Source organism: Panacagrimonas sp., from assembly GCF_965216805.1.
GTDB lineage: Bacteria > Pseudomonadota > Gammaproteobacteria > Nevskiales > Nevskiaceae > Panacagrimonas.
In genome coordinates this window covers 1,364,402-1,386,516 of the sequence record NZ_CBDCGN010000002.1, presented here as the reverse complement: position 1 = coordinate 1,386,516, position 22,115 = coordinate 1,364,402, and the positions used below count along the sequence as shown (strand labels likewise).

Annotated in this window: 17 protein-coding genes; 10 read left to right on the top strand and 7 right to left on the bottom strand. The window is 66.5% G+C overall.

Annotation, left to right across the window (positions count from 1 at the left end; all coding sequences use genetic code 11):
* Window positions 1-526: 526 nt before the first annotated feature.
* Both ACOOHP_RS06705 and ACOOHP_RS06700 read right to left on the bottom strand, forming a co-directional pair.
* Window positions 527-1,387, bottom strand: coding sequence for a PA4780 family RIO1-like protein kinase (locus tag ACOOHP_RS06705; RefSeq protein WP_420465685.1), 861 nt, complete (start codon window positions 1,385-1,387; stop codon window positions 527-529).
* Window positions 1,388-1,550: 163 nt separating this feature from the next.
* The gene (locus ACOOHP_RS06700; protein ID WP_420465684.1) at window positions 1,551-2,105 is read right to left on the bottom strand and encodes an RcnB family protein; all 555 of its coding nucleotides are present in this window, start codon (window positions 2,103-2,105) and stop codon (window positions 1,551-1,553) included.
* A gap of 252 nt (window positions 2,106-2,357) precedes the next feature.
* Between ACOOHP_RS06700 and ACOOHP_RS06695 the strand changes: the two genes are divergently transcribed.
* The 3 genes from ACOOHP_RS06695 to ACOOHP_RS06685 all read left to right on the top strand — a co-directional run bounded on the left by ACOOHP_RS06695 (window position 2,358) and on the right by ACOOHP_RS06685 (window position 5,360).
* The gene (locus ACOOHP_RS06695; protein ID WP_420465683.1) at window positions 2,358-3,545 is read left to right on the top strand and encodes an alkane 1-monooxygenase; all 1,188 of its coding nucleotides are present in this window, start codon (window positions 2,358-2,360) and stop codon (window positions 3,543-3,545) included.
* A 12-nt stretch (window positions 3,546-3,557) separates the two neighbouring features.
* Window positions 3,558-4,154: a hypothetical protein gene (locus tag ACOOHP_RS06690; RefSeq protein ID WP_420465682.1), complete on the top strand. Its 597-nt coding sequence runs from the start codon at window positions 3,558-3,560 to the stop codon at window positions 4,152-4,154.
* Window positions 4,155-4,418: 264 nt separating this feature from the next.
* Window positions 4,419-5,360 carry a hypothetical protein gene (locus tag ACOOHP_RS06685; protein ID WP_420465681.1) on the top strand — a complete coding sequence of 314 codons (942 nt, stop codon included), beginning with the start codon at window positions 4,419-4,421 and terminating at the stop codon, window positions 5,358-5,360.
* Window positions 5,361-5,661: 301 nt separating this feature from the next.
* Here the strand turns inward: ACOOHP_RS06685 and ACOOHP_RS06680 are convergent, their stop codons facing one another.
* Entirely contained in the window at window positions 5,662-6,261 is a 600-nt protein-coding gene (locus ACOOHP_RS06680) for a sigma-70 family RNA polymerase sigma factor (protein ID WP_420465680.1), read from the bottom strand.
* Between the two features lie 215 nt (window positions 6,262-6,476).
* On the opposite strand from ACOOHP_RS06680, the gene ACOOHP_RS06675 reads away from it, so the two are divergent.
* The 3 genes from ACOOHP_RS06675 (at window position 6,477) to ACOOHP_RS06665 (ending at window position 11,503) form a co-directional block, all read left to right on the top strand.
* A complete protein-coding gene (locus ACOOHP_RS06675) occupies window positions 6,477-8,681 on the top strand; it encodes a choice-of-anchor Q domain-containing protein (protein WP_420465679.1) in 2,205 nt (734 codons plus the stop codon).
* A 223-nt stretch (window positions 8,682-8,904) separates the two neighbouring features.
* Window positions 8,905-11,040 carry a GEVED domain-containing protein gene (locus ACOOHP_RS06670; RefSeq protein WP_420465678.1) on the top strand — a complete coding sequence of 712 codons (2,136 nt, stop codon included), beginning with the start codon at window positions 8,905-8,907 and terminating at the stop codon, window positions 11,038-11,040.
* 220 nt (window positions 11,041-11,260) lie between these two features.
* Window positions 11,261-11,503 carry a hypothetical protein gene (locus tag ACOOHP_RS06665; protein ID WP_420465677.1) on the top strand — a complete coding sequence of 81 codons (243 nt, stop codon included), beginning with the start codon at window positions 11,261-11,263 and terminating at the stop codon, window positions 11,501-11,503.
* 257 nt (window positions 11,504-11,760) lie between these two features.
* On the opposite strand, the gene ACOOHP_RS06660 is transcribed toward ACOOHP_RS06665, so the two are convergent.
* Window positions 11,761-14,484 carry a serine/threonine-protein kinase gene (locus tag ACOOHP_RS06660; RefSeq protein WP_420465676.1) on the bottom strand — a complete coding sequence of 908 codons (2,724 nt, stop codon included), beginning with the start codon at window positions 14,482-14,484 and terminating at the stop codon, window positions 11,761-11,763.
* Between the two features lie 143 nt (window positions 14,485-14,627).
* On the opposite strand from ACOOHP_RS06660, the gene ACOOHP_RS06655 reads away from it, so the two are divergent.
* On the top strand, window positions 14,628-15,287 hold the full coding sequence (locus ACOOHP_RS06655; RefSeq protein WP_420465675.1) for a hypothetical protein: 660 nt from the start codon (window positions 14,628-14,630) through the stop codon (window positions 15,285-15,287).
* Window positions 15,288-15,414: 127 nt separating this feature from the next.
* On the opposite strand, the gene ACOOHP_RS06650 is transcribed toward ACOOHP_RS06655, so the two are convergent.
* From ACOOHP_RS06650 to ACOOHP_RS06640, 3 genes are all read right to left on the bottom strand, one after another.
* Window positions 15,415-16,353 (bottom strand): SphA family protein, encoded by a 939-nt coding sequence (locus tag ACOOHP_RS06650; protein ID WP_420465674.1) that lies wholly within the window; start codon window positions 16,351-16,353, stop codon window positions 15,415-15,417.
* 138 nt (window positions 16,354-16,491) lie between these two features.
* The gene (locus ACOOHP_RS06645) at window positions 16,492-18,387 is read right to left on the bottom strand and encodes an ATP-binding cassette domain-containing protein (RefSeq protein WP_420465673.1); all 1,896 of its coding nucleotides are present in this window, start codon (window positions 18,385-18,387) and stop codon (window positions 16,492-16,494) included.
* Window positions 18,388-18,397: 10 nt separating this feature from the next.
* Window positions 18,398-18,817, bottom strand: coding sequence for a secondary thiamine-phosphate synthase enzyme YjbQ (locus ACOOHP_RS06640; RefSeq protein WP_420465672.1), 420 nt, complete (start codon window positions 18,815-18,817; stop codon window positions 18,398-18,400).
* A gap of 86 nt (window positions 18,818-18,903) precedes the next feature.
* On the opposite strand from ACOOHP_RS06640, the gene ACOOHP_RS06635 reads away from it, so the two are divergent.
* The 3 genes from ACOOHP_RS06635 to ACOOHP_RS06625 all read left to right on the top strand — a co-directional run bounded on the left by ACOOHP_RS06635 (window position 18,904) and on the right by ACOOHP_RS06625 (window position 22,036).
* Entirely contained in the window at window positions 18,904-20,067 is a 1,164-nt protein-coding gene (locus tag ACOOHP_RS06635; RefSeq protein ID WP_420465671.1) for a hypothetical protein, read from the top strand.
* 129 nt (window positions 20,068-20,196) lie between these two features.
* Window positions 20,197-20,880 carry an MBL fold metallo-hydrolase gene (locus ACOOHP_RS06630; protein WP_420465670.1) on the top strand — a complete coding sequence of 228 codons (684 nt, stop codon included), beginning with the start codon at window positions 20,197-20,199 and terminating at the stop codon, window positions 20,878-20,880.
* 133 nt (window positions 20,881-21,013) lie between these two features.
* On the top strand, window positions 21,014-22,036 hold the full coding sequence (locus tag ACOOHP_RS06625; protein ID WP_420465669.1) for an ATP-grasp fold amidoligase family protein: 1,023 nt from the start codon (window positions 21,014-21,016) through the stop codon (window positions 22,034-22,036).
* Window positions 22,037-22,115 lie beyond the last annotated feature (79 nt).

The window sequence follows — 22,115 nt, the reverse complement described above, 5'->3', positions numbered from 1 at the left end:
GAGCAAAGCAGCGGGCAGTCCGCGCGGACGCCCGATACGCCGGTGACCGGAAGCGAGCGCCGATTCGAAGACTTCGGACCAGCGCAACCGAATCTGGACTTGCTCCGCGCGCGATGTGTCGAAGAAACACGATCCGGTGCTGCCCTCAACGACGATCCGGAAAGCGCCTGTGAGCAGTTTGCACAGGCCTCGCGCGCAAGCCTGCCGCCCGCGCGGCCGGCGCCGCGCACGCCCCGCACGCCGTTCTCTGCGTCGCGATCATCGGCTCCACCCGCTGCCCGGACCGACGGCAGCTCGCTGTTCTATGTGGTTCCACTCACCGACTGCGAGGGAGTTCACGGCTACGGCACGATCCGCTATCGGCAATGTCGCGCCAGGGTGTCCGAATGGCTGCGCCGGAAATGCATCGACACCAACAACGAGGCTGATCGAGCCCGCGGCGAGCATCGGCAGAATCTGCGGAAATGGGCGCGTTCCTATTGCCGCGAATCGAACCGCTAGCGTGTAACCGACTGACGCGATCGCTTCAGTCCTCCCGCGCCTCGGCCTCTTCGCGTCCGCGCTGGCGGATCTCGGCCTCGCGACGTGCTTCTTCGATCTGCACCATCACGCCGTCGACGTCGGCTTCGACGGTGCTGTAGACGTAGGTGCCGGTCAGTTCGCTGTCGGGGTGCAGTTCGGCGCGCTCGTACAGCGACCAGATTTCCCGTGCGTACTCGGTGGCCAGCAGTTCGGGCGCGAACTGGCCGAAGTAGGTTTTCATGTTGCCGACGTCGCGATCCAGCATGGCGAACGCGCCGTTGTGGCCGGAGGCGTTCACCGCCTGCGGCAGGTCGATGATCACCGGACCATTGGCATCCAGCAGCACGTTGTATTCGGACAAGTCGCCGTGAATCAGCCCGGCGCTGAGCATGCGCACGATCTGGCGCATCAGAAAGGCGTGATAGCTCAACGCCAGCTCCGCACTGAGCGTGACTTCGTTGAGCCGCGGCGCCGGATCGCCGTGCTCGTCGGCGATCATCTCCATCAGCAGCACGCCGCTGAAGTAACCCCGCGGCTGCGGCACGCGAACGCCGGCGTCGGCCAGCCGATACAGCGCGTCGACCTCTGCGTTCTTCCAAGCGGATTCCTGCTCGCGGCGACCGTGACGCGAACCCTTGACCATCGCGCGGGCCTCGCGGGTGCCGCGAGACTTTCTGCCTTCCTGGTATTGCGCCAGCTTGTGAAAACCGCGCTGATTGGCTTCCTTGTAGACCTTGGCGCAGCACAGCGTGCCGCCGCAGGACACCAGATAAACCGAAGCTTCCTTGCCGCTCTTGAGCGGACGAACCACCGAGTCGACGACGCCTTCTTCGACCAGCGGAAGCAGGCCGGGTGGAATTTTCATGGGAGTGCGCAACCGTGGAAACGGAAGCGCGATTGTCTCAGTTCGCGCGTCGCACGTTTTGGCGGTCTGGCGCCGGGCCGGCTCGACTGGTATCGAGCCGGCAATCCAACCGGCGGGTCCCGGTTTCGATAAAGACGGGGACCTGCCGCCGCGCGGGATCGCGTTACTGGAAGATGCCGTAAACCACCGCGGCGATCACACCGGTACCGACGGCCGTCAACACGACGTCGTTGTCCACCCGTACCCAGTGATGGTGGCGCGGCGGCGGGCGCAGACGATAGCTGTGGTAGTCGTGAACCACGTATCGGCTGTGCCGGTAGGAAGGCGGCACACGGTGACCGGCGACCCAGTGATGGCGCACGTAACCCTGCGGCCGGTGGTAGCGCGGTACGCGGTAGCGCGGACCCTGCCAGTGCTGCTCGCGTGCGTTGCTCCAGCGGTGACGGTTCTGGGGCGGGCGATGGTGGACCGGCGGACGCCGATGATCGCGGTGGTCACGATCCCAATGGCCGCGGTGATGACGACCGCGATCGCGGTCATGATCCCGACGATGCTCCGGCCGCCGATGCCGTTGCTGGTCGCCCCGGTCGTGATCGCGCGAGGCGCCGAAACCGGCGCCGCGGTCGCGGTCACGGTCACGGTCGGAATCGGCCATAGCCGCGGGCGTGGCAGCAAGACCAAGGCTGAGGGCGGTGATCAACATCAGTTGGCGGTACATGATCGTTCTCGGGCAGTGCGCGGTAGAAGCCGCGAGCCCAAGCTAGGCTGGGAAACTGAATTGCATCTGAGTTCCCGCCGGCGTTTACCGTTCTTTACTCTCACCCGTCGCTGCACTTCCGGATCGGCTGGGATCGGACGGATCCTCCGGGCCTGTCCTACTGTCGCTGGCAGGGCTGCGAGTCTAGGCTGACGCCGGTGATCAAACGACGGTCTGGTGGTATGCCAGCCGACGACTCCAGGAGTAAACGTAATGAGCATCAGCGTCGCGACCGACGACGGACGAGTGGTGACCTACACGGATCGCAAACGCGCCCTGTGGCTGCTGTCGCTGCTGTGGCCGGTGGTTCCGGTCATTTCCTGCCTGCTGGCGCTGGCCTCCGGCCAGGTCGCCTGGTACTGGCTGACGGTGGTGGTGTGGTACGGCGTGATTCCGATCATCGATCACCTGCTGCCGGCAGACCAAAGCAATGCCCCGCCCGAGGTGGTGGCGCAACTGGAGCAGGACCGCTATTACCGCGTGCTGACCTATCTGACGGTCCCGATGCACTACGTGACCATGATCTACGCGGCGTACATCGTGGGCACCCAGGATCTGCCCTGGCACGCCATTCTGGGTCTGGGCCTGTCGGTCGGCATCATCAACGGTCTGGCCATCAACACCGGTCATGAGCTGGGCCACAAGACCACCGGCCTGGAACGCTGGCTGGCCAAGGCGGTGCTGGCGGTAGTGGGCTATGGGCACTTCTTTGTGGAACACAACAAGGGCCATCACAAGGACGTGGCCACGCCCGAAGACCCGGCCACCTCGCGCATGGGCGAGAGCATCTACGCCTTCGTCGTGCGCGAAATTCCCGGTGCGCTGCGCCGTTCCTGGGCGTCCGAGCGCATCCGCCTGCAACGCGGCGGCAAGCGCGTGTGGAGCCTGCATAACGAAGTGATCCAGCCCTGGCTGATCACCATTCCTCTTTACTTGGGCCTGATCGTCGCGTTCGGCTGGATCATGATTCCCTACCTGTTCATTCAGGCTTTCTGGGGCTGGTGGATTCTGACCAGCGCAAATTACATCGAGCACTACGGCCTGCTGCGGCAAAAGCGGCCCGACGGCCGCTACGAACACTGCCAGCCACACCACTCGTGGAATTCCAACCACGTGATGTCCAACCTGATCCTGTTCCAGCTGCAGCGGCACTCCGACCACCACGCCAACCCAACGCGGCGCTACCAGAGCCTGCGCGCCTTCGACAAACTGCCGGAGCTGCCCAGCGGCTACCCGGGCATGTTCTTCGTCGCGCTGTTCCCGCCGCTGTGGTTTGCCCTGATGGACCCGCGCGTCGCGGTCTGGGCCCGGGGCGACATGAACAAGGTCAACATCCATCCGCGGCGTCGTGCCGCACTCACGGCGCGCTATGGACGGGCGCAGCCGACACCTGCCAGCTAGACGGAAACGGGCTTGCGTGCGCGCTGCTGCAGGACCGGCCCACGCCTGAGGGGCATTCTCCTGGTCCTGTTCGGCGCCGTGACCCTGGCCGCCGCTGCAGCCGATCCCGACCACTCCGCGATCGCGCCCGGAGTCGATCGCAACCACGCCCTGCTGCACGGCCCCGAGGGCGCCGCCGCGGCTGGACGGGTCCTGGCCGACTTCTACCGCCGCCAGGACGGCGAAGCAGGCTTCGCCTGGTGGATGGGCCTGCCCATCGCGGTGCGATCCCGCCACGCGGTGGTCCCGGAAGTGCGTCGCTGGCGTTACCGCGTCGAGTTTCTGCGCGATGCCCAGCGTGGCGACGCTGCGGCCTGCAGGTTCAGCGGCGCCGTGGTGCTGCGCGACCCGGAGCTGGGCTGCGATCGCGCCGAACAGGTTCGGCGCTACCTCGATTGCCGCCCAGCCGACCCGAGCGACGTACCGAGCGACCTCCCGGGCCTGCCGACCGACGCGCTCATCGCGCAGTTGGATCGCGATACCGAGAACTGTCCGCTTCTAGCGACACGGATCGTCGAGGTTCGTGCCCGCCTGGCGGCGGCGACCGGCGCCAAGCCGTCCGGGCAGTAAGGACTCGCTCCAGAGCCGTCGGCGTTCGCCATTTTTCCGGCGTCGGTTTGCCGTCACGGGTTCTCACCGCCGGGCTCCGATCGGGCCGGCAACCATTTGCGCCACCGCAAACCGCGCGCACTCGTCGGCACCGGCATACCACTGGTCGCCGGTCCGGAACCGACGGCCCTCACCGGCAGACGAGCGGAGGGTTGAGTCTAAACCTGCTCCGCAAGCGAACAGGACTTGCACCTCAGCGGGCCCATGCTCACGCCCGCCGAGACCATGTCCCCTTTCCGACGCTTGTGCGCCTTGCTTGCCCAGCCCGTCCCGCTGGCCACTCTTGTCCTGGCAGCGCTGTGCTCGAACGCAGCCAGCGCCAACGATCAGCAACTGCCGGGCATCCCCCAGGTGCTGAACTTCGGGCCTGCGCCGCATGCCGGGCCGCGCTATTTCAAGACCGCGGCGGACCGCGGACGCTACCTGGTGACCGCCGACTTTCGTGGCTTGAGCGGCGATGCGCTGTCCATCCGCTTTCACCTGGAACAAGCCGCCGCGCGCAATTCCATGCAGGCTTTCGGCGTCTCGCAGGACGAACTCGACGTCCTGCGCGAGCGCTGCCAAGCCACTCGCGGCTGCAACCAGCAGGTGTTCGACCAGCACCTGATGCGCTACTACCGGGAGCACAAACTGCGTCTGCGCAGCGTGCCCGGCCAGCGCTCGCGGCTGTTCGTGGACATCCCCGAGGTGGTGCGTCACAACCGCGCCCATGTGCTGCCGGTCTCGGCCGCGTTGCGCCGCCTGGCCAGCGAGCGCGGCCACGACGCCGAGGACCTGTTCGAGTCGGCGGTGGCGCTGGTGCAGACCGGCCTGGCCTATCGAACCCCGTCCGCGGTGGAGAGCGGGCGCCAGACCCTGGGTTTCTACACGCCGCCGCGCGCGCTGGAAAAGGGCTACGGCGACTGCGATACCAAATCCGCGCTGCTCGCGGCCATCGTCAAGAACCTGGACGGACCCAGACTGATCGGCGTGCGCGTGCCGGGCCACTACCTGCTGGGCATCGCCCGCACACCCGGCGACAACGATGCCTACGTGGAATATCGCGGCGAATCCTTCGTGCTGCTCGAAGCCGCCGGCCCTGCCCCGCGTCGGCCCGGCAGCATTTCGGAACAAACCCGCACGGCACTGGCCACCGGCCAGGAGCTGCGCATCGATCCGATGTTTTGAACGTCGTTACCCAACCCAAAAAGATCCAAAAAAAGCCCCTCTGCGGGGAGAGCGCAGAGGGGCCGGCTGCCGACGGGGCCCGGGGGAGGCCTGGAGGAGAAGTCCTTGGGGGGAAGGACATGCCGCCGACAAACCCAGTCTCCGGTTTGCGCATGAAGCCGGCCTGAATTGTCTGCCTGTAGGTCCAGCCCCCGGCGGCAGCGCCATCCCTCGATGACGCCAGGACCGAGGGGACCGGGTAGGTGATGGCCCTGTGGGGAATTACCTGGTTTCGCAGAGACCAGCGGTCGGGCGGCCACTGTCAGCCCGAGTCCCTTGCTTCACCCTCATTCAACTGCATCTTGATCCATGCCCGCGCCATGCGCAGATCGCGCTCGACCGTGGCCAGGGAAATGTCGAGGGCCTCGGCAATCTCGGGCTGGGTCATGCCGCCGAAGTAGCGCATCTCCAGTACCTTCTCCTTGCGTGGATCGCGGCGGCCGAGCGCGCGGATGCTCTCGTCCAGGTCCAGCAGCAGCGGATTGCTGTCGGCGGCGACGGTCGGCACGTCGTCCAGCGAGATCGGCACCGCATGCCCGCCGCGCTTGTCGCGATGCTTGGCCTTGGCGTGATCAATCAGGATGCGCCGCATCTGCGTGCTCATCACCGCCAGAAAATGGCTGCGGTCCTGGAAGTTCAGCTCCGCGCCCACGACCCGCGCGTAGGCCTCGTGGACCAGCGCGGTGGCCTGCAGGGTGTGACCGACCGATTCGCGGCGCATGTGCCGATCCGCCATGGCGTGCAACTGGGCGTAGAGCAGGTCCGTCAGCCGGTTGAGCGCGGCGCTGTCGCCGTTCTGCCAGGCGCCGAGCAGACAGGTGATGTCAGCGATTTGCGGCACTTCGGGCAACGGCTGATTCACCCCAATGACCTCCTGCGATCCAGGGTCCGGCCCTGACTGAACCGAATGATACGGGCCTGCACCGGCATTGGAGTCAGCCGGCGCATCGAATCGAGACGGCGGTCACGCTTTACCGGATCGAAGCGCCGATGACGGGATCAAGGACAGGCCGTCGCTTGAGTGATTGAGCCTGCCGCGCTTTGCGGCCAGTCCTTTCATCCATTCGGGAGAATTCCATGTCATCCATCACCTTCGCGCCTGCACACGCGCCCGCGCCATCCCGCCGCAAGCTGCCACGATTGCGCCTGACCACACTCGCCATGCTCCTTGCCGCCACCGGTCTTGGTGCGTCGAACGTCCAGGCCGCCACCGTGGCGGTGAACACCCCCATCGACGCCATCGCGTTCGACGGCTTCTGCTCTCTCCGCGAAGCGGTGATCGTGGTCAATACGCAGTCCCCCGCTGTCAACGTGGGTCCCGGCGCCGCAGCCGCCTTGGCTGACGGCGAGTGTCTGACCGAGTTTGACACCGCTGACCCGGCCGATCCGTTCGACACCATCGAACTGCCTGAAGGCACGTTTACATTGACAATTGCCGGCGGTGACAACGCGGCACGGGTCGGCGACCTCGACCTCAACACCAGTGTCACCCTCAACGGCACCGGCCCTGCCACCACGATCATCGATGCCGGCGGCGACAGACCTGGTTCGATCGCCAACGGCATCTTCGACATTCGCGCCATCGACGGCTCAGTGACCTTGCGCGGGATCACCGTCACCGGCGGGCGCAAGACGACCAGCGACGGCGGCGGCATCACGGTCTTTGCGCCGGGCTCCAGCGTGGTGCTGGACAACGTGCGCATCACCGACAACCGGGCCATGGGCTGGAGCGGCGGTGGACTGAAGCTGACCGAGGCCGCCTCGGTGATCCTGCGTAACGGCACTCGCATCCACCACAACAGCGCACGGGTGGGCGGCGGCATGTTCACCGCATCCACCGCGCTGATGGTGAGCCTCGAAGGCATCCAAATCGATCACAACCGCAGCACCGAGACCTGTGGCGGCCTGCGCCTGGGCAGCCCGCAGGCGCGGCTCGACCAGGGCACCATGGTGACCGACAACCATACTGACGGCATCGGCGGCGGCGCCTGCGTGTCCAATCGCACCGACGGCGAGCCCAATACCGCCCATTTCGTCGGCGTGACCGTCCGCGACAACACCGCCGGCGACAGCGGCGGCGGTGTTCGCGTCGTCGCCGGCGGGCACCTGGTGATGACGCAGGATTCGGTCATCGACCGTAACGCCGCCAGCGATCAGCGTTCCGCCGGTGGCCTGTTCGTGCAAACCGGAAGCAGCGCTGATATCAGCGACAGCCGCATCACCCGCAACCAGTCCGGCGAAGCCGCCGGCATCAACCTGCAAGGGGCCAGCCTGCGCCTGACCCGTTCCACCGTAGGCGGCAACATCGCCCTCAACGGCGGTGGCGGCGGTCTGCTGATCGCCAATGGCAGCAATGCCCATATCGAAAGCAGCCTGATCGGGGGTGCCGACGAGCAGGACGCCAACGTCAGCAATTTCGGTGGCGGCATGTTTGTGTTTAACAACTCTGAAGCCACCGTGGTGAATTCCACCGTGTCCGGCAATCAGGCCCACATCGTCGGCGGTGGGATCGCGGTGCAGACCGGCAGCCTCGAGCTCTTGCAGACCACGGTCACCGCCAACGTCGGCACCGACTTCAACGCCAGCGGCCTTTCGTTTCTGTTTTCCGCCGGTCAACGCTTGAGCGTCTCCAACAGCCTGATCTCCGGCAACCCCGGCACCCGGGACTGCCGGATCGATTTCGCCGGAGCCGCGGTCACCACCAACGGCTTCAACCTGCTGGGCCCCGAGGGCTGCCAGGAGCTGGCCGACATCGCACCGGCCGGCACCGCCAACCTCGTCACCGCGGACCCCGGGCTGTGGCCGCTGTCCGACAACGGCGGACCGACGCTGACCCACGCCCTGCTGCCCGCCAGCCTGGCCATCGACGCGGTCACCGATCTGACCGACTGTGCCGACGCCGACCAGCGCGGCATCGAGCGCCCGCGCGGCGAGTTCTGCGATATCGGCGCCTACGAGTTCGGAGGCCCGAGCGCCCTGACCGCCGAGCCCACCGCGGTGGTGATGGTGCGGCGCGGCCTGTCCCTGCGCATCCAGACCAGCCCCCGCGCCACGCTTATCGACGTCAGTACCGGCCAGCCGCTGCCCGGCAAGACCGTGCGCTTCACCGCCGGCCGCACCGCGATCTGCAGCGGCGTCACCGACGCCAGCGGCCGCGCGAGCTGCACCGGCACGCTTGGCGGCCTGCTTGGCAACCTGCTCAATGGCGGCTACACGGCGACCTTCGATGGTGACGACACCTTCGACGCCGCCGAAGCCGGGGCGGAGCTGCTGAGGCTTTGAGCCGCTTCGCCAACCCCATTTCCGACGGCGGGCACAGCCCGCCCGTTCGGCAAATGTCGAGCTGGTGGAATTTCGTGACACCACCGGGCATCCCGATACCGGTCGCAACCGCGGAACCCCTCCCGGAGGCGGATTTTCTCGCCGCCGATGAGGGGATCGTCTTTCCAGCGGCGCTTGGGTGAGTGAAGGCCAATTCCGGCCGGAAATACCGGAGACATTTCCCATGTGGCAGAACAGAACACCTCACCAGGCCCAGCCGGGCCATGGCCGATATCGGGGGCGCCGCGCAGCGCGGGCCCTGCTGGCAGCGGGTCTGCTGGCGATCGCAGGACTGTTGAGTCTTCCTGTGCAGGCCGCGCTGATCGTGGTGGAAACCGACGACGACAACGAGTTCACCGAAGGCAGCCGCTGCACGCTGCGTTCGGCCGTGGCCAGCATCAACGCCGGCAGCAACCAGGACGCCTGCCTGGCCGACACCAGCGGTGAAAACGGCCCGTACGGCACCAACGACCGCATCGCCTTTGCCGGCGTGGTGCTGGCCGGCGTTGGTTCGGACAACGGCTTCAACCAAGCGGGCGGCGACGGGGTCATCACCCTGGTGCGCGGCGAACTGCAGATCACGAGATCCGTGACCATTTCCGGACCTGGGCGCAATCTACTGGCCATCGACGGCGACGCTCAAAGCCGCGTGTTTCAACTGGTCAATCCAGGCACCGACGGCGTCTCTGCCGATGTGGTCATCCGCGACATCACCATCACCAATGGTTCCGCCGACACTGCGGGTGGTGTGCAGGTTGATCGCAACAATCTCGAACTGTTGCGCGTGCGCATCACCGACAGCAATGGCGGTGGTTCCGGCGGTTGCATGGCCACGGTACTCCGGCCGGACAACCGCGTCCGCATTGTCGACAGCCTACTGCAGGGCTGCACAGCGTCGAGCGGCGGCGGAATGGACATCACCGGCGGCTCGCATCTGGTATTGCGCAGCACAATCACCGACAACGAGGCGACCAATTCGGGCGGCGGCATCGCGCTGGTCGGCACGGTATCCAACCTAAGCATCATTAACAGCACCGTGGCCGGCAACCGCGCGGAAACTGACCCGGGCATCACCGATCTCTCGGGTCAAATCACGCTCGTGCACAGCACGATCACGGATAACGAAAGTACCGGGTCCAACCCGGACGTGCAGCTTTCCGTGTCCGGGGTTACGGGCAACTTCAACACCCGCATCGACAACAGCATCATCGTTGGCCCCTGTGACTTGCAAGGCAGCGATGCCGGTTCGGTGCTCTCCGGCCAGAACAACCTGCTGACCGATAACACCTGTTCGTCGGTAATCGGCGGCAACGGCGGCAGCGGCACCCCGCAGCCCTCGGGCTTTCGCGTCAACAATGCCAACACCACGCGCTCGGCGCTGCAACTGGCCGAGCTCGATGCCTTCAACGTCGGCGGCTTTACGCCCATCCACGCCCTGCTGACCGGCAGCGTGGCAATTGATGCGGCAGCCGAAGGCCCCTGCCTGGCCGCGAACGACGCCAACCCACCCGGTGCGGGCGGTGAAGACCAGACCGGCCCGCAGTTTGGCAACAGCCGCAACCTCGACGGGACCGGCGACGGCAACATCGCCTGCGACGTCGGCGCCTTCGAAGTCAAAGGCGACTTCGGCGATGCCCCCGACAGCTACGGCACCAGCCGTGATGCCGAAGGCTTCTCGTCGGGCGGTGCCCGCCACTTTGCGACCGGCGTCATCCTCGGCACCATCCGTGATGCCGAAGCCGACGGCTTTCCGTCTGCCAACGCCAGCGGCGACAACGGCGACGGCAGCAACGACGAAGACGGCCTGGCTGCGGGCATCACGGTGTCGCCCGGTCAGCCGCTGAGCTTTTCGTTCACCGTCACCGCCACCGGTGCCGGCACCGGCAGCACTGATCCGGTGCTCAATGTGTGGATCGACGGTAGCCAGGACGGCGAGTTCGGCGACAACGACCACCTCGTGGAAAACCGCCCCGTGACCAATGGCATCAACACCATCGATGGCGGCGTGGTGCCGCTGGACACCCCGCTCGGCGTCCGCGTGCTGCGCGCCCGGGTGTGCAGCCTCGACGACGCCAGCGGCAATCCCACCAACTGCAACAGCCCGACCGGCATTGCCACCGACGGCGAAGTCGAGGATCACCTGATCACCGTGGTTGCCGAGGACGAGCCGGAACCGGAACCGCAGCCTGAGCCTGAACCCGAGCCGGCCCCGGGTGGTGGTGGTGGCGGTGGCGGCGGCAGCCTGGGCCTGGGTCTGCTCGGCATGCTCGGACTTCTGGGCGCGTTGCGCCGATTCGGCCTGGAGCGCGTGCGACGCTGAGGTTTCAGCTCGCTAGCGGACGCGCGGGTTGCCCGGATGGCGACCTGCGCGTTCGCTTTTTTAGGCTTCGGCGGCGGGATAGGCGCGTCGTTGCCGGGGCTGGAAGCGACCGGCGCAGGGGTTCAGCAGCAGGTCGGTGAGGGGTTGCCCAAACCCTCGTCGCTTTAGGAATGAAGCCGGAATTTTCCGGATCCAACCCGCCACCCCAAGAGGCCCCGACATGAACATCTCCACCACCTCCCTCTGGAACACCCTCCACCACATCTTCGACACCGCCATGATCCGGGCTGGCGCCAGCATGCGCCTGGACGAGCTGATGGCCGCCTGGAGTCGCGCTGGCTTGAGCCAGGAATATCTTGCAGATGCGCTCGAAAGCCTGAGCCTTGCCGGCTATCTGCGCCTGGAAGACGCACCCAGAGGCCCGGTGGCGCGCCTGATGGACACGCGCTTCGGCCTGAATTGAGCGCAGCACCCCCGACTTCCGCGTGCGGCGGCGGTAGCGGACCGGCAAGGGCCGCAGCATGGCGACATGCGAGTCGCAAACCGGCCTCCGGGTACCTGCCCGGGGGCCGTTTTTTTTGACGGCCGTCGGATCAGGTTTTTCGTGCAATAGCTGTAGGAACCGTAGCCTGGGTGCAACCCGGGGTTTCCTGATCGAACCCGACCCGAACCCAGGGGCAGCATCCGCGCTGCACGGACTGGCGGCGGCCGCGGGCCGCCCTACCGGGCCGGCAGGGTCCAGGCGGCGGTCTGCGGGACCATGCCGCGTGCCTGGAAGATGGCCTGGGCGCGCGCGCGGTCCTGCGCGGCGGCGGTCTCGTCACCAGTTTTTGAATGCATCCGCGCGCGGCCCCACAGCGCGCGCCCGATCGTGGGGTATTGCGGGTCGTAGCGCTGCTCGGCCAGATCGATCGCTCCGGCGTACAGGGCGGCAGCGCCTTCGACATCGCCGCTGGCGGCCAGGGCGCTGGCGTGCAGGGTGATGGCCTGCGGGGTGTCGGTCTGGGCGGGGTCGAGTTCCAGCCTCCGGACGGCGTCGAGGGCGCGCCCGTGTTCGAGCGCCGTGGCGGTGTCGCCACGGGCCAGCGCCACCGTCACCCAGGCCTCGTGGGCGACGTCCATCTGCACGCGGGTCTGGCCGGAGGCGGCCAGCAACTCGAGGCTGCGTTCGGCATCGGCCTGGGCGGCGTCGAGGTCGTCGGCGTCGGCGCGCAGCAGGGCGCGCAGGGCCAGCGCGCGGGCCAGGTAGCGCTGGTCGTCAGTTGCGGGGCTGGCGGTTTCGATGGCGATCAGGCGATCCACCAGACGCACCGCGCGGGCGTGGCCGCCGGATTCACGCTCGATGCGTGCGAGGTAGTAGAGCGTCCAGGTCAGGTCCGCGCTGTCGGCGCCCTTGAATGCGGTGACGATGTCCATGAACTGCTCGAACCGGATCCGGGCCGCCGCGTAGTCGCCGGCAAAATAAAGCGTGCGCGCCAGGTCTTCGACCGTGAACGCCGTGCGGATGTGGCCCTCGCCATGCTCGCCCTGCGAATGGCCGAGGGCCTCGGTCAGGATCGCGATGGCCTGCGGCCATTCGAAGCGCTTCTTGTGCCAGTTGGATTCGCTGACCAGGGCGATTGCGTAATCGTGGGTATTGCGCCGGTCGGCCTCCTGATATGCCTGCTTGATGTCCTGGATCAGCGCGTACTGCTCCGGCGTGGCCGTGCGTCCGTCGCTGCGAAACTCGACGCCAAGCAGGTCCAGGCCGAAGTCCGCCCGCCGCTTCGCCCACTCCGGCCCGGTGTGGCGGTACAGGCGCCCGAACAACTCACGCGCCCGCTTGATGGCCTGCCGCGTGTCCTCGAAGCGATCGGTGGTCTGCAGGGCCAGGGCGTAGCGCTCCGCGGCATTTGCCGCCTCCTGCAGACCGTCAGGCGCTGACAAGGCCGTTTCGATCGCCTGCCGATACAGGTCCTCGGCTCGGGCTTGTTCCTCCTGCGCCCAGTAGGACCCGGCCAGCACGTACAGCATGCGGGCGCGCAGCCGCGGCTGGTCGGTGAGTTGGGTCTGGATGCGCTCGGCACCGCGGGCGAGGATGTCGACCGCGGTCAAGCCCGGTTTCTGCTCGGAGGGATTGGCAGCGCGGAACATGCCGAAGGCGAAGTCCGACATTTCCTGGGCCGCCGCCCGTTCGCGTTCGGCGACGTCGCGCTCGGTCTGCAGGCGCTGGGTGTAGAACGCCACGGTGCCGGCGATGGCCACGGTCACCGCTGCGGCCGCCGACACCGGCAGCGCGTTGCGGCGCAGGAACTTGGTCAGCACGTAACGCCGCGAGCCGCGCCGCGCCTCGATCGGCCGCTGATCGCAGAAGCGCTGGATGTCCTCGGCCAGCGCCGCCGGCGAGGCGTAGCGCTGGCCGGGCTCCTTGCGCATGGCCTTGAGCACGATGTGGTCCAGGTCGCCCTTCAACGCGCGGCGGAACTGCGCCGCCACCGGCGCCGCCAGCGCGGTATCCGCCGCGCCGAGCAGCGAGTCGCTGGGCTTCGGCGGATCGGTCTCGCACACCGCCTTCTGTAGCTCCAGCGGTTGCGTGCGCCAGCGCGCGTACGGCGAACGGCCGGTGATCAGGCCGTACAGCAGCACGCCCAGTGAATAGACGTCCGAAGCCGTGGTCACCGGCTGGCCGCGCACCTGCTCGGGGCTGGCGAATTCCGGAGTGAAGGCGCGGCCGCCGAAGGCGGTCAGGGTGGAGTCGGCGGCCGCCCCTTGCTCGTCGGCCAGCTTGGCGATGCCGAAGTCGAGCAGCTTGGGTTCGCCGCTGGCATCGACCAGCACGTTTGCCGGTTTGATGTCGCGGTGAATGATCAGGTTCTGGTGGGCGGCCTGCACCGCGCCGCAGACCTTCTGGAACAGCGCCAGGCGCGTGTGCAGGTCCAGTGCCCGATCCCGGCAGTGGCGGTCCAGCGCAAGGCCCTGGACGTACTCCATCACCAGATACGGCATGCCGGTGTCGCTGGCGCCGCCGTCGAGCAGGCTGGCGATGTTGGGATGGCGCAGGCCGGCCAGGATCTGCCGCTCGTGGCGGAAGCGCGCCATCAGCTCCGGGCCCGGCAGGCTGCTGCGCAACACCTTGATCGCCACCTGCTGGCGGAACTGGCCGTCGTCGCGCTCGGCCAGGTACACCGCGCCCATGCCGCCTTCGCCGATGGCGCGCACCACGCGGTAGGGGCCAATGAGCTGGCCGGCTTCGATACTGCCCAGAGTCGCCTGCTGGATGCCCTGCCCGATCACCGAACCGACGCGGGTGCCCTCAACGCCATCGGCCGCCAGCAGGGATTCGACCTCGCGGCGCAGGTCGGGGTCGGGACAGTGCCGGTCCAGGTAGGCCGCGCGCGCCTCCGGCGCCAGGTCGGCGACAGCGTGAAACAGGTCTTCCAGGGCGGACCAGTCGATGTCCGGCATCGGGGGCAGGGCCAGTCAGGTGTGGCGCGAGGCTAGCACTCAGGCAGGCAAGCCTGCGGTGGCGAACCACGGCCGCGGATGAGGGATTTGTTGACGCCTCGTCGCTAAGCCGATTGAACCCATCACGACGGAGCAAGATCACCATGGCTATCATTCAAGTACCCAACGGCAACGGCGGCCAATCCAACTACCAGGACGACCCGAATGCGGTGGGGCTGCAGATGGGCGACGTGAACAATCTTCATGACTTCACGGCGGCCGAGCCCGGCCAATGGTTCTATGGCGTCGCGGAGACCACCAGCGGCAAGGTGTACTGGGTGCCGGGGGACGTGCACGACGACCCCAATAACGCCCAGCAGCTCAATGCCCGGATGATCAACACCTACGCGTCCAAGCCTGCGGTTCCGGCGACCGGGTGGAAGAGCCCGAACACGCCACATGAAAAGGCCAACGGCATCGACTCGAATCCCACTGGGCACCAATCTGTTGTGCGGCTCTACGCGCTGGACGGCGGGGCGAGCGTCGGGTTCCGGATCATCAAGATCAATGCGGTGCTGGTGAGCTTCTCCGACCGATCCAATTCACTCAATGGCAACAAGCCTGACGCCCGCGGCGTGGCCGTGCATCCGTACGGCACGCCGCCGAATTCGCTGCCGCAGATCCCCGGCGTGACCCACGTGATCAAGAACGCCGCCGGGTACGGGCCCAGCCCCACCTCGAGGCTTCCGGACAAGTGGTCCACGGCGATCCAGGCGTACCTCACGGGGAGTCTGGGCTTGCAGAAGATAGCGGTGGATTTCTGAACTGCATCGGCGCCCGGCGTCGGGTTCGCGACGAACGCTCGATTGAAGCAACCGTAGCCCGGGCAACGCCCGGGATCGGTCGTTTCGTCGGCACGACGATTTCCCGGGTTGCACCGGGCGGCCGCGCCTACAACGGAAACGCCACCTCCACCCACAACAGGTCGCCCTTGGGCGCGTTGCGCACGTTGGTTTCGCGATGCCATTGCACGACCAGGCCGGCGGCCGGGGTGAACCAGTAGACGAGCTTGGGGCCGACGGCGAACTTGCGCGTGCGGTTGCCGCCCGGCACGTCCTGTCCGTCGAGCTCGTCGTCCGTCAACTGGCGGGTGTAGAAGCCGCTGATGCCCAGGTCCCATTTCTGGTTGGTGAACGGCCGATGGCCGACGCCGAAGGTGAGGCCGGTCTGCGTGCCGGAGCGATAGTCGGTGTCGTCGTTGCGTTCCTTGAACTCGATGGCGGCGTTCAGGGAGATGTCCCAGCGCGGCGTCGGCGTCCAGGTGGCCGAGGTCTGATAGGCGTAGGAGCGGTAGTTGACCGTGCTGTTGACCAGATCGTTGCGGTCGTAAGGTCCCAGCGGAAAGTACAGCAGCGGCCCGGTCAGGAAGTGCCAGGCGCCGACCGACCGCGTCAGGTAGAACGGCTCGATACCCAGCAGCGACGGGCCGGTCACGTCATCCTCGGCACCCGGCACCTCGACTTTGGCGTAGGCCCCCTGCACTACGATGCCGCTGCTGACCTTGAATCCGCCCAGCGGCTGTTTCCAGCTGTGCACCAGCCGCGGTGCCAGCGCGAATACCTCGACCTCCACGCCAGGGATACGGTCGCCGCCGTTGTCTCTGACGCTGTCGGCGGTGTAACCCAGCATGTACCCGAAGAACGACGTTGTACCCGGCGGCGGCATGATGGCCGCGTAGGTCGTCTGCGCACCGTAGGGGAAGTTGGACAGTCCGCCTTCGCCAGCTTGTACCGCAGGCGCGAAGCCGCCCAGCCCCAGCAGCGCGACGGCCAGCGTAGATGCCAGGCGCCGGGGCCGGCGCGCGCAGGCAGGTGCATTTTTATGGTTCATTTCTTGTTCTCCTCCCAGGGGCCACGGCATGCAGGCTGCGCGCGTGCTGCGCTCAGGTTAATGGGCAAACCCGGCGGGTCATACCGGGGGTAACCCCTGCCCTGCAGAGTAGGCGCGCGCTTCCGCTCCTCATGACGATCAGGCGCCCTGGGTTTCCAGCAGGTCCGCGGTCTCCAGCCAGGTTTCCTCCACCGTCGCCAGCTCGTCCTGCAGCTCGGCCTGCTGCTTCATCAGCTTGGCGGCCTCGGCGGGGCCGTCACTGCGCTCGTACAGGGTTGGCTCGGCCAGTTGCTGCTGCAGGCGCCGCAGCAATTCCTCGATGCGCTTCTGGCGCGCCTCGGTCTTGCGCAGCGTCTCGCGCAGCCGCTTGACCTCGTCGCGCGAGACCGTCGCCTTCGGCGCTGCCGACGCCACCTGCGGTGCATCGGCTTTCTGCAGCTTGCCCGCACCCGGCGCCGGCTTGCGCCCGCGCTCGCTGAGCCAGCGCGAGTAGTCGTCCAGGTCGCCGTCAAACGGCTGCACCGCGTGATCCGCCACCCGCCACAGACGATCGCTGACGCTCGCGATCAGGTGGCGGTCATGCGACACCAGCACCACCGCCCCGTCGAAGTCGGTGAGCGCCAGTTCCAGCGCCTGACGCATGTCCAGGTCCAGGTGATTGGTCGGCTCGTCGAGCAGCAACAGATTGGGCCGCGGGTAGACCACCAGCGCCAGCGCCAGGCGCGCCTTCTCGCCGCCGGAGAATGGCTCGATGGCCTCGTAGGCGCGGTCGCCGCGAAAGTTGAAGCTGCCCAGGTAATCGCGCAGATCCTGCTCGCGCGCCTGCGGGTCCAGACGCTTGAAATGCAGAATGGCCGAAGCCGCCGGATCGAGCTGTTCGAGCTGGTGCTGGTCGAAGTAGCCGACCACCAGATCCGGGTGTATCACCACCGTGCCGCTCATGGCCTCCAGCTTGCCTGCAATCAGCTTGACGAAAGTGGACTTGCCGGCGCCGTTGGGGCCCAGCAGCCCGATGCGCTCGCCCGGCTCGATGCCCAGATTCACGCCGGACAACTGCGCCTTGCCGCCGTAGCCGACACTGACCTTGTTCAGCCTCACCAGCGGTGAGGGCATCTTCAGCGGCTTGCGAAAACTGAAGGTGAACTCGTTGTCGGCGATCACCGGCGCCACCAGCTGGATGCGCTCGATCATCTTCACCCGCGACTGCGCCTGCCGCGCCTTGGTGGCCTGCGCCTTGAAGCGGTCGACGAACTTCTGCAGATGCGCCACCTGGCGCTCCTGCGCGGCCCGGGTGGCCGCCTGCTGCGACAGGCGCTCGGCACGCACACGCTCGAAAGCAGAGTAGTTGCCGGCATACAGCGTCAGGCGCTCGCCGTGCAGGTGCAGGGTATGCGTGCACACCGCGTCCAGGAACTCGCGATCGTGCGAAATCACCACCAGCGTGCCGCGATACGCGGCCAGCCACTCCTGCACCCAGATCACTGCGTCCAGGTCCAGGTGATTGGTCGGCTCGTCCAGCAGCAGCAGGTCCGAACGACACATCAGCGCACGCGCCAGGTTCAGGCGCATGCGCCAGCCGCCGGAGAACTCGGCCACCGCTTGCGTATGGGTGGCCTGCTCGAAGCCCAGGCCGTCGAGCAGGGTGGCGGCGCGCGCACGCGCGGTGTACGCGTCGATCTGATAGGCACGCTCGTGCAGATCGGATAGCCGCTGCGCATCGTGCGCGGCTTCTGCCTTCGCCAGCGCGGTCTCCAGCTCGCGCAGCTCCTGGTCGCCGTCGAGCACATATTCCAGGGCCGGGGTCGGCAGCGCCGGGGTTTCCTGGGCCACGGTGGCCACCGCCCAGTTGCGCGGCCGGGTGAACTCGCCCTTGTCCGGGGCCAGTTCGTACTGCATCAGCGCGAACAGGCTGGACTTGCCGGTGCCGTTGCGGCCCACCAGCCCCACGCGCTGGCCGGCGTGAATGGACAGGGTGGCGTCGTCGATAAGAATCCGCGCGCCGCGGCGCAAGGTGAGTTGACTGAAGTTGAGCATGCCGTGCCGGTTATTCGCCGATGATCTTGACCAGCACGCGCTTGCGCCGCCGGCCATCGTACTCGCCGTAGAAAATCTGCTCCCAGGTGCCCAGGTCCAGGCGCCCGCGGGTCACTGCCACCACCACCTCGCGACCCATGATCTGGCGTTTGAGGTGCGAGTCGGCATTGTCCTCGCCAGTGTCGTTGTGCCGCCACTGACGCGTCGGTTCGTGCGGCGCCAGGCCCTCCAGCCAATGCGTGAAATCCTGGTGCAACCCGGGTTCGTCATCGTTGACAAAGACGCTGGATGAAATGTGCATGGAATTGACCAAGCTCAGGCCTTCCTGGATTCCGCTGTCGCGCAACGCCGCGTCCACCTGCGGTGTCAGGTTGACGAACGCGGTTCGGGTTTCGGTGTGCAGCGTGATTTCCTGGCGATGAGACTTCATGGCCGAAGGACTCCGGCAAAGCGCCCATTGTGCCTGCCGGGCTGGCCTGATGCTTGCTTAGACCCAGCCAACACGAGGAATAAACCATGGTTTCGCAGGCGATCGGCAAGGTGTTCAAGGTGGCCCGGATGTTCGGGCCGCAATGCCGAACGCTGCAGCGCGGCCTGCTGGGGGATCCGGAAAGCCGGTCGCCGGAATACTGCCCGTACAGCGAGTTCCAGCTCTCGCAGGTCTCCAACTGGAGCAAGGCCGCACAGACCCTGGCACACCTGCTGATTCCGGCGTCCTCGCAACGCCCGCCGCGCTGGGTCCGCCACCGTCCCCGACTGAAGCCGGTGGTGCGCCTGCTGCTGCGGCCGACCAAGGTGTTTCGCTATCACGACACCCATTGCTGGCCCGATCCCACCCCCGACCAGGCCTGGTTCTTTCTCAACGGCATCGGCGCCGACCGCCACGTGCTGCTGCTCAACGCCGCCTATCTGGGCAAGTTGTTCGGACGCCCGCTGATCCTGCTGCACAATGCCAGCTGCGGGCTGCTCGCAGACTTGGCCGAGTGCACCGTGGATCGCGGCAGTCGCGGCATCGCCGAAGCTGCGCGCAAGGCCTTCGCCCCGATCTATGTCGCGCTCAAGCAACCCAGCTGCAAGCGCGTGATCCTGATCGCGCATTCGCAGGGCACGGTGGTGACGTCGGTGCTGCTGTGGCTGCTACGTGCGCTGTATCCGGCCACTGCCGCACAGGCCTTGAACGGCGAACCGGGTTGCCCGGAACAGCAGGTGGCGCAGCACCTGGCGCACCAGTGGGGGTTTCCTTCGGCCGACGAGGCCGCGCGACGTGGCGAGCAGCGCGGCTCGGCAGCGGTGCGCCCGCCGCTGTCGGCGCACGAACTGGCCAAGCTGGAGATCTACACCTTCGGCAACTGCGCCAGCGGCATGAGCGCTATCGACAAGCACCGCAGCCTGCCGTTCATCGAAAGCTTCGGCAACGAACACGACCCGCTGGCGCGGCTGGGCGTCCTGGCGTCAGACACCGGGCACAGCTTTGCGCCCATCGGCGGCGAACGCTATCTGCGACCCCAGGCCTGGGGGCATCTGCTCAACGCGCATTACCTGCACCCACTGGAACGCGACCGGCAAGATCGAGTCGCGGGCCTCGCAAGACTGGTGGGTCTGCCAGGAAACCGGCTGCAAGGCCCGCGTCTGCTGGAATACCTGCAGGGTCAAACACCGCCGGCGCTGTCGACGGCATGAACGGGTGACGCGCAGCGTCGCTGTTTTCGCCGCGCGGGTCGACTATTTCAGCGGCAAAACGCCGCCAGCGCTGCCCGCCTGAACGCGTGAGGGAAGTCAGCCCGAGGGTGATGCCCGATAATGCGGGCCATGTACCCGAAGACTGTTTCTCAATCCGGTTCCTCGGCGTTGCGCTGCGACATTCTGCCGGTGACCCCGTTTCAGCAGAACTGCTCCCTGATCTGGGACACCGACACCCGTCAGGCGGCACTGGTAGACGCTGGCGGCGAGATTGATCGCCTGCTGGCGCGCGTTCAGCACCACGAACTCAAACTCGAAAAGTTGCTGGTCACCCACGGCCATCTGGATCACGCCAGCGCCGTGGCCGAACTCGCCGAACGCTACGGGCTGCCCATTGAAGGCCCGCACGAGGACGATCAGTTCTGGATCGATCTGCTGCCACAACAGGCCGCGCAGTTCGGCTTCCCACCGGCCAAGTCCTTCACGCCAGATCGCTGGCTGCATCACGGCGACACCGTCGAACTCGGCAGCCTGCGTCTGGACGTCCTGCACTGCCCCGGCCACACCCCCGGTCATGTGGTGCTGCATCACGCGCCCTCGCAACTGGCCTTTGTCGGCGACGTGATTTTCCAGGGATCTATCGGACGGACGGACTTTCCGCGCGGCAATCACGCCGACCTGATTCGCTCCATTCGCGAGCGGCTGTTTGCGCTCGGCGACGAGGTTCGCTTCGTGCCCGGGCACGGGCCCATGTCCACGTTGGGGGCGGAGCGGCAGTTCAATCCGTTTGTGCGGGATCCTACCTATGGCTAAGCGTCCACCGCTCGCAAACCAAATCGCGCTCGCGCGGTGGCATCTTCAGCATTGGTTGAGCAGGCAGTTCGGCCGACTGAATGCGTTGGCAAATACTTGGCGAGGGGGAGTGCTGCGCCCGTGGATGCTGCGCATGCCACTGCTCGGCTGGCGGAAGATACGGCGGCAGGTGGTCCACGGACATGCCAACCGTTTCGGTCGCAAACCTAATCTGATCGCCCCGCACGGATTCAACGAACGAATCCTGCAACGTATGGTTCATGATCGCGATCCCTGGCTGCGGTTTGCTGGAGACAAACTGGCGACTCGAGAGTTCGTCTCGCGTATGGCAGGGTATAGGTATGCGCTGCCACTGCTGGGAAGCTGGCAACGTGCTGATCGAATCGAGTGGAAAACGCTTCCTGACACCTTCGTTTTCAAGCCCAACAACATGTCTGGAAAGATCCGGGTCGTGAGGGATCTGCAGCGCGCTGACACGTCGTCGTTGACCGCGCTGGGAACCTCTTGGCTCCGGCAATCCTATTTCGACGTCGGGCTGGAATGGTCTTATCTGAACACTCCTGATCGACTACTCGCCGAGCCCGTGATGAAGAGTCACGACGGTGAATCCATGATCGAAGTGAACGTAACAACGTTTGCCGGCCATCCTGCTGTCTTCGAGGTACTGACCGGCAAGAAAGGTTCCAACCACCGCTGCAACGGCTGGTTCGGCGCACACGGACAAAGGCTTGATCTGCGCGGCAAAGCCGATCCGCCGGAGCGAGTTCTGGACGCGTCGCAGTTGCAACGACTGATACGCGAGTTCCAAAGTCATCGCGAAGCGATTGCCGATCTGGCGCAGCGACTCGGGCGCTGGTTCGCAATGATGCGGGTCGATATCTGGATCACCAGCGAGGGACTCAAGGTCGCCGAACTCACCGCCTATCCGCAACGAGGGACTACGCCATTTCAGCCGGCTGACTGGGACCAAAAGCTGGGTGCAATGTTTATCGACGCGGTGCGATCTGATCCTGTGCAACCGTGGAGGCGACGTACCGCTTGGCCTTCAGACATTCCCGCGCCATCCCGAACGCCACCTGTCATCCTGAATGTTCAAAGATGTGCGACCTACCTGCGCCATTGGCGCTTGCCGCGGATGCCGCGGATGCAGACCTGAGAAAGCCGGCACGGCACCGCACCCTGCATTTGTCCCTGCCCCTCACCCACCCACCGGCGCAAACAACTCGTCGATCTCG

Bases quoted from the DNA above. Each gene is read 5' to 3' on its own strand.
- ACOOHP_RS06640 (WP_420465672.1), bottom strand. From the start codon at position 18,817: ATGAAGTCTCATCGCCAGGAAATCACGCTGCACACCGAAACCCGAACC.
- ACOOHP_RS06625 (WP_420465669.1), top strand. From the start codon at position 21,014: ATGCCACTGCTCGGCTGGCGGAAGATACGGCGGCAGGTGGTCCACGGA.
- ACOOHP_RS06630 (WP_420465670.1), top strand. From the start codon at position 20,197: ATGTACCCGAAGACTGTTTCTCAATCCGGTTCCTCGGCGTTGCGCTGC.
- ACOOHP_RS06655 (WP_420465675.1), top strand. From the start codon at position 14,628: ATGGCTATCATTCAAGTACCCAACGGCAACGGCGGCCAATCCAACTAC.
- ACOOHP_RS06695 (WP_420465683.1), top strand. From the start codon at position 2,358: ATGAGCATCAGCGTCGCGACCGACGACGGACGAGTGGTGACCTACACG.
- ACOOHP_RS06660 (WP_420465676.1), bottom strand. From the start codon at position 14,484: ATGCCGGACATCGACTGGTCCGCCCTGGAAGACCTGTTTCACGCTGTC.
- ACOOHP_RS06650 (WP_420465674.1), bottom strand. From the start codon at position 16,353: ATGAACCATAAAAATGCACCTGCCTGCGCGCGCCGGCCCCGGCGCCTG.
- ACOOHP_RS06705 (WP_420465685.1), bottom strand. From the start codon at position 1,387: ATGAAAATTCCACCCGGCCTGCTTCCGCTGGTCGAAGAAGGCGTCGTC.
- ACOOHP_RS06645 (WP_420465673.1), bottom strand. From the start codon at position 18,387: ATGCTCAACTTCAGTCAACTCACCTTGCGCCGCGGCGCGCGGATTCTT.
- ACOOHP_RS06675 (WP_420465679.1), top strand. From the start codon at position 6,477: ATGTCATCCATCACCTTCGCGCCTGCACACGCGCCCGCGCCATCCCGC.
- ACOOHP_RS06665 (WP_420465677.1), top strand. From the start codon at position 11,261: ATGAACATCTCCACCACCTCCCTCTGGAACACCCTCCACCACATCTTC.
- ACOOHP_RS06685 (WP_420465681.1), top strand. From the start codon at position 4,419: ATGTCCCCTTTCCGACGCTTGTGCGCCTTGCTTGCCCAGCCCGTCCCG.
- ACOOHP_RS06635 (WP_420465671.1), top strand. From the start codon at position 18,904: ATGGTTTCGCAGGCGATCGGCAAGGTGTTCAAGGTGGCCCGGATGTTC.
- ACOOHP_RS06700 (WP_420465684.1), bottom strand. From the start codon at position 2,105: ATGTACCGCCAACTGATGTTGATCACCGCCCTCAGCCTTGGTCTTGCT.
- ACOOHP_RS06670 (WP_420465678.1), top strand. From the start codon at position 8,905: ATGTGGCAGAACAGAACACCTCACCAGGCCCAGCCGGGCCATGGCCGA.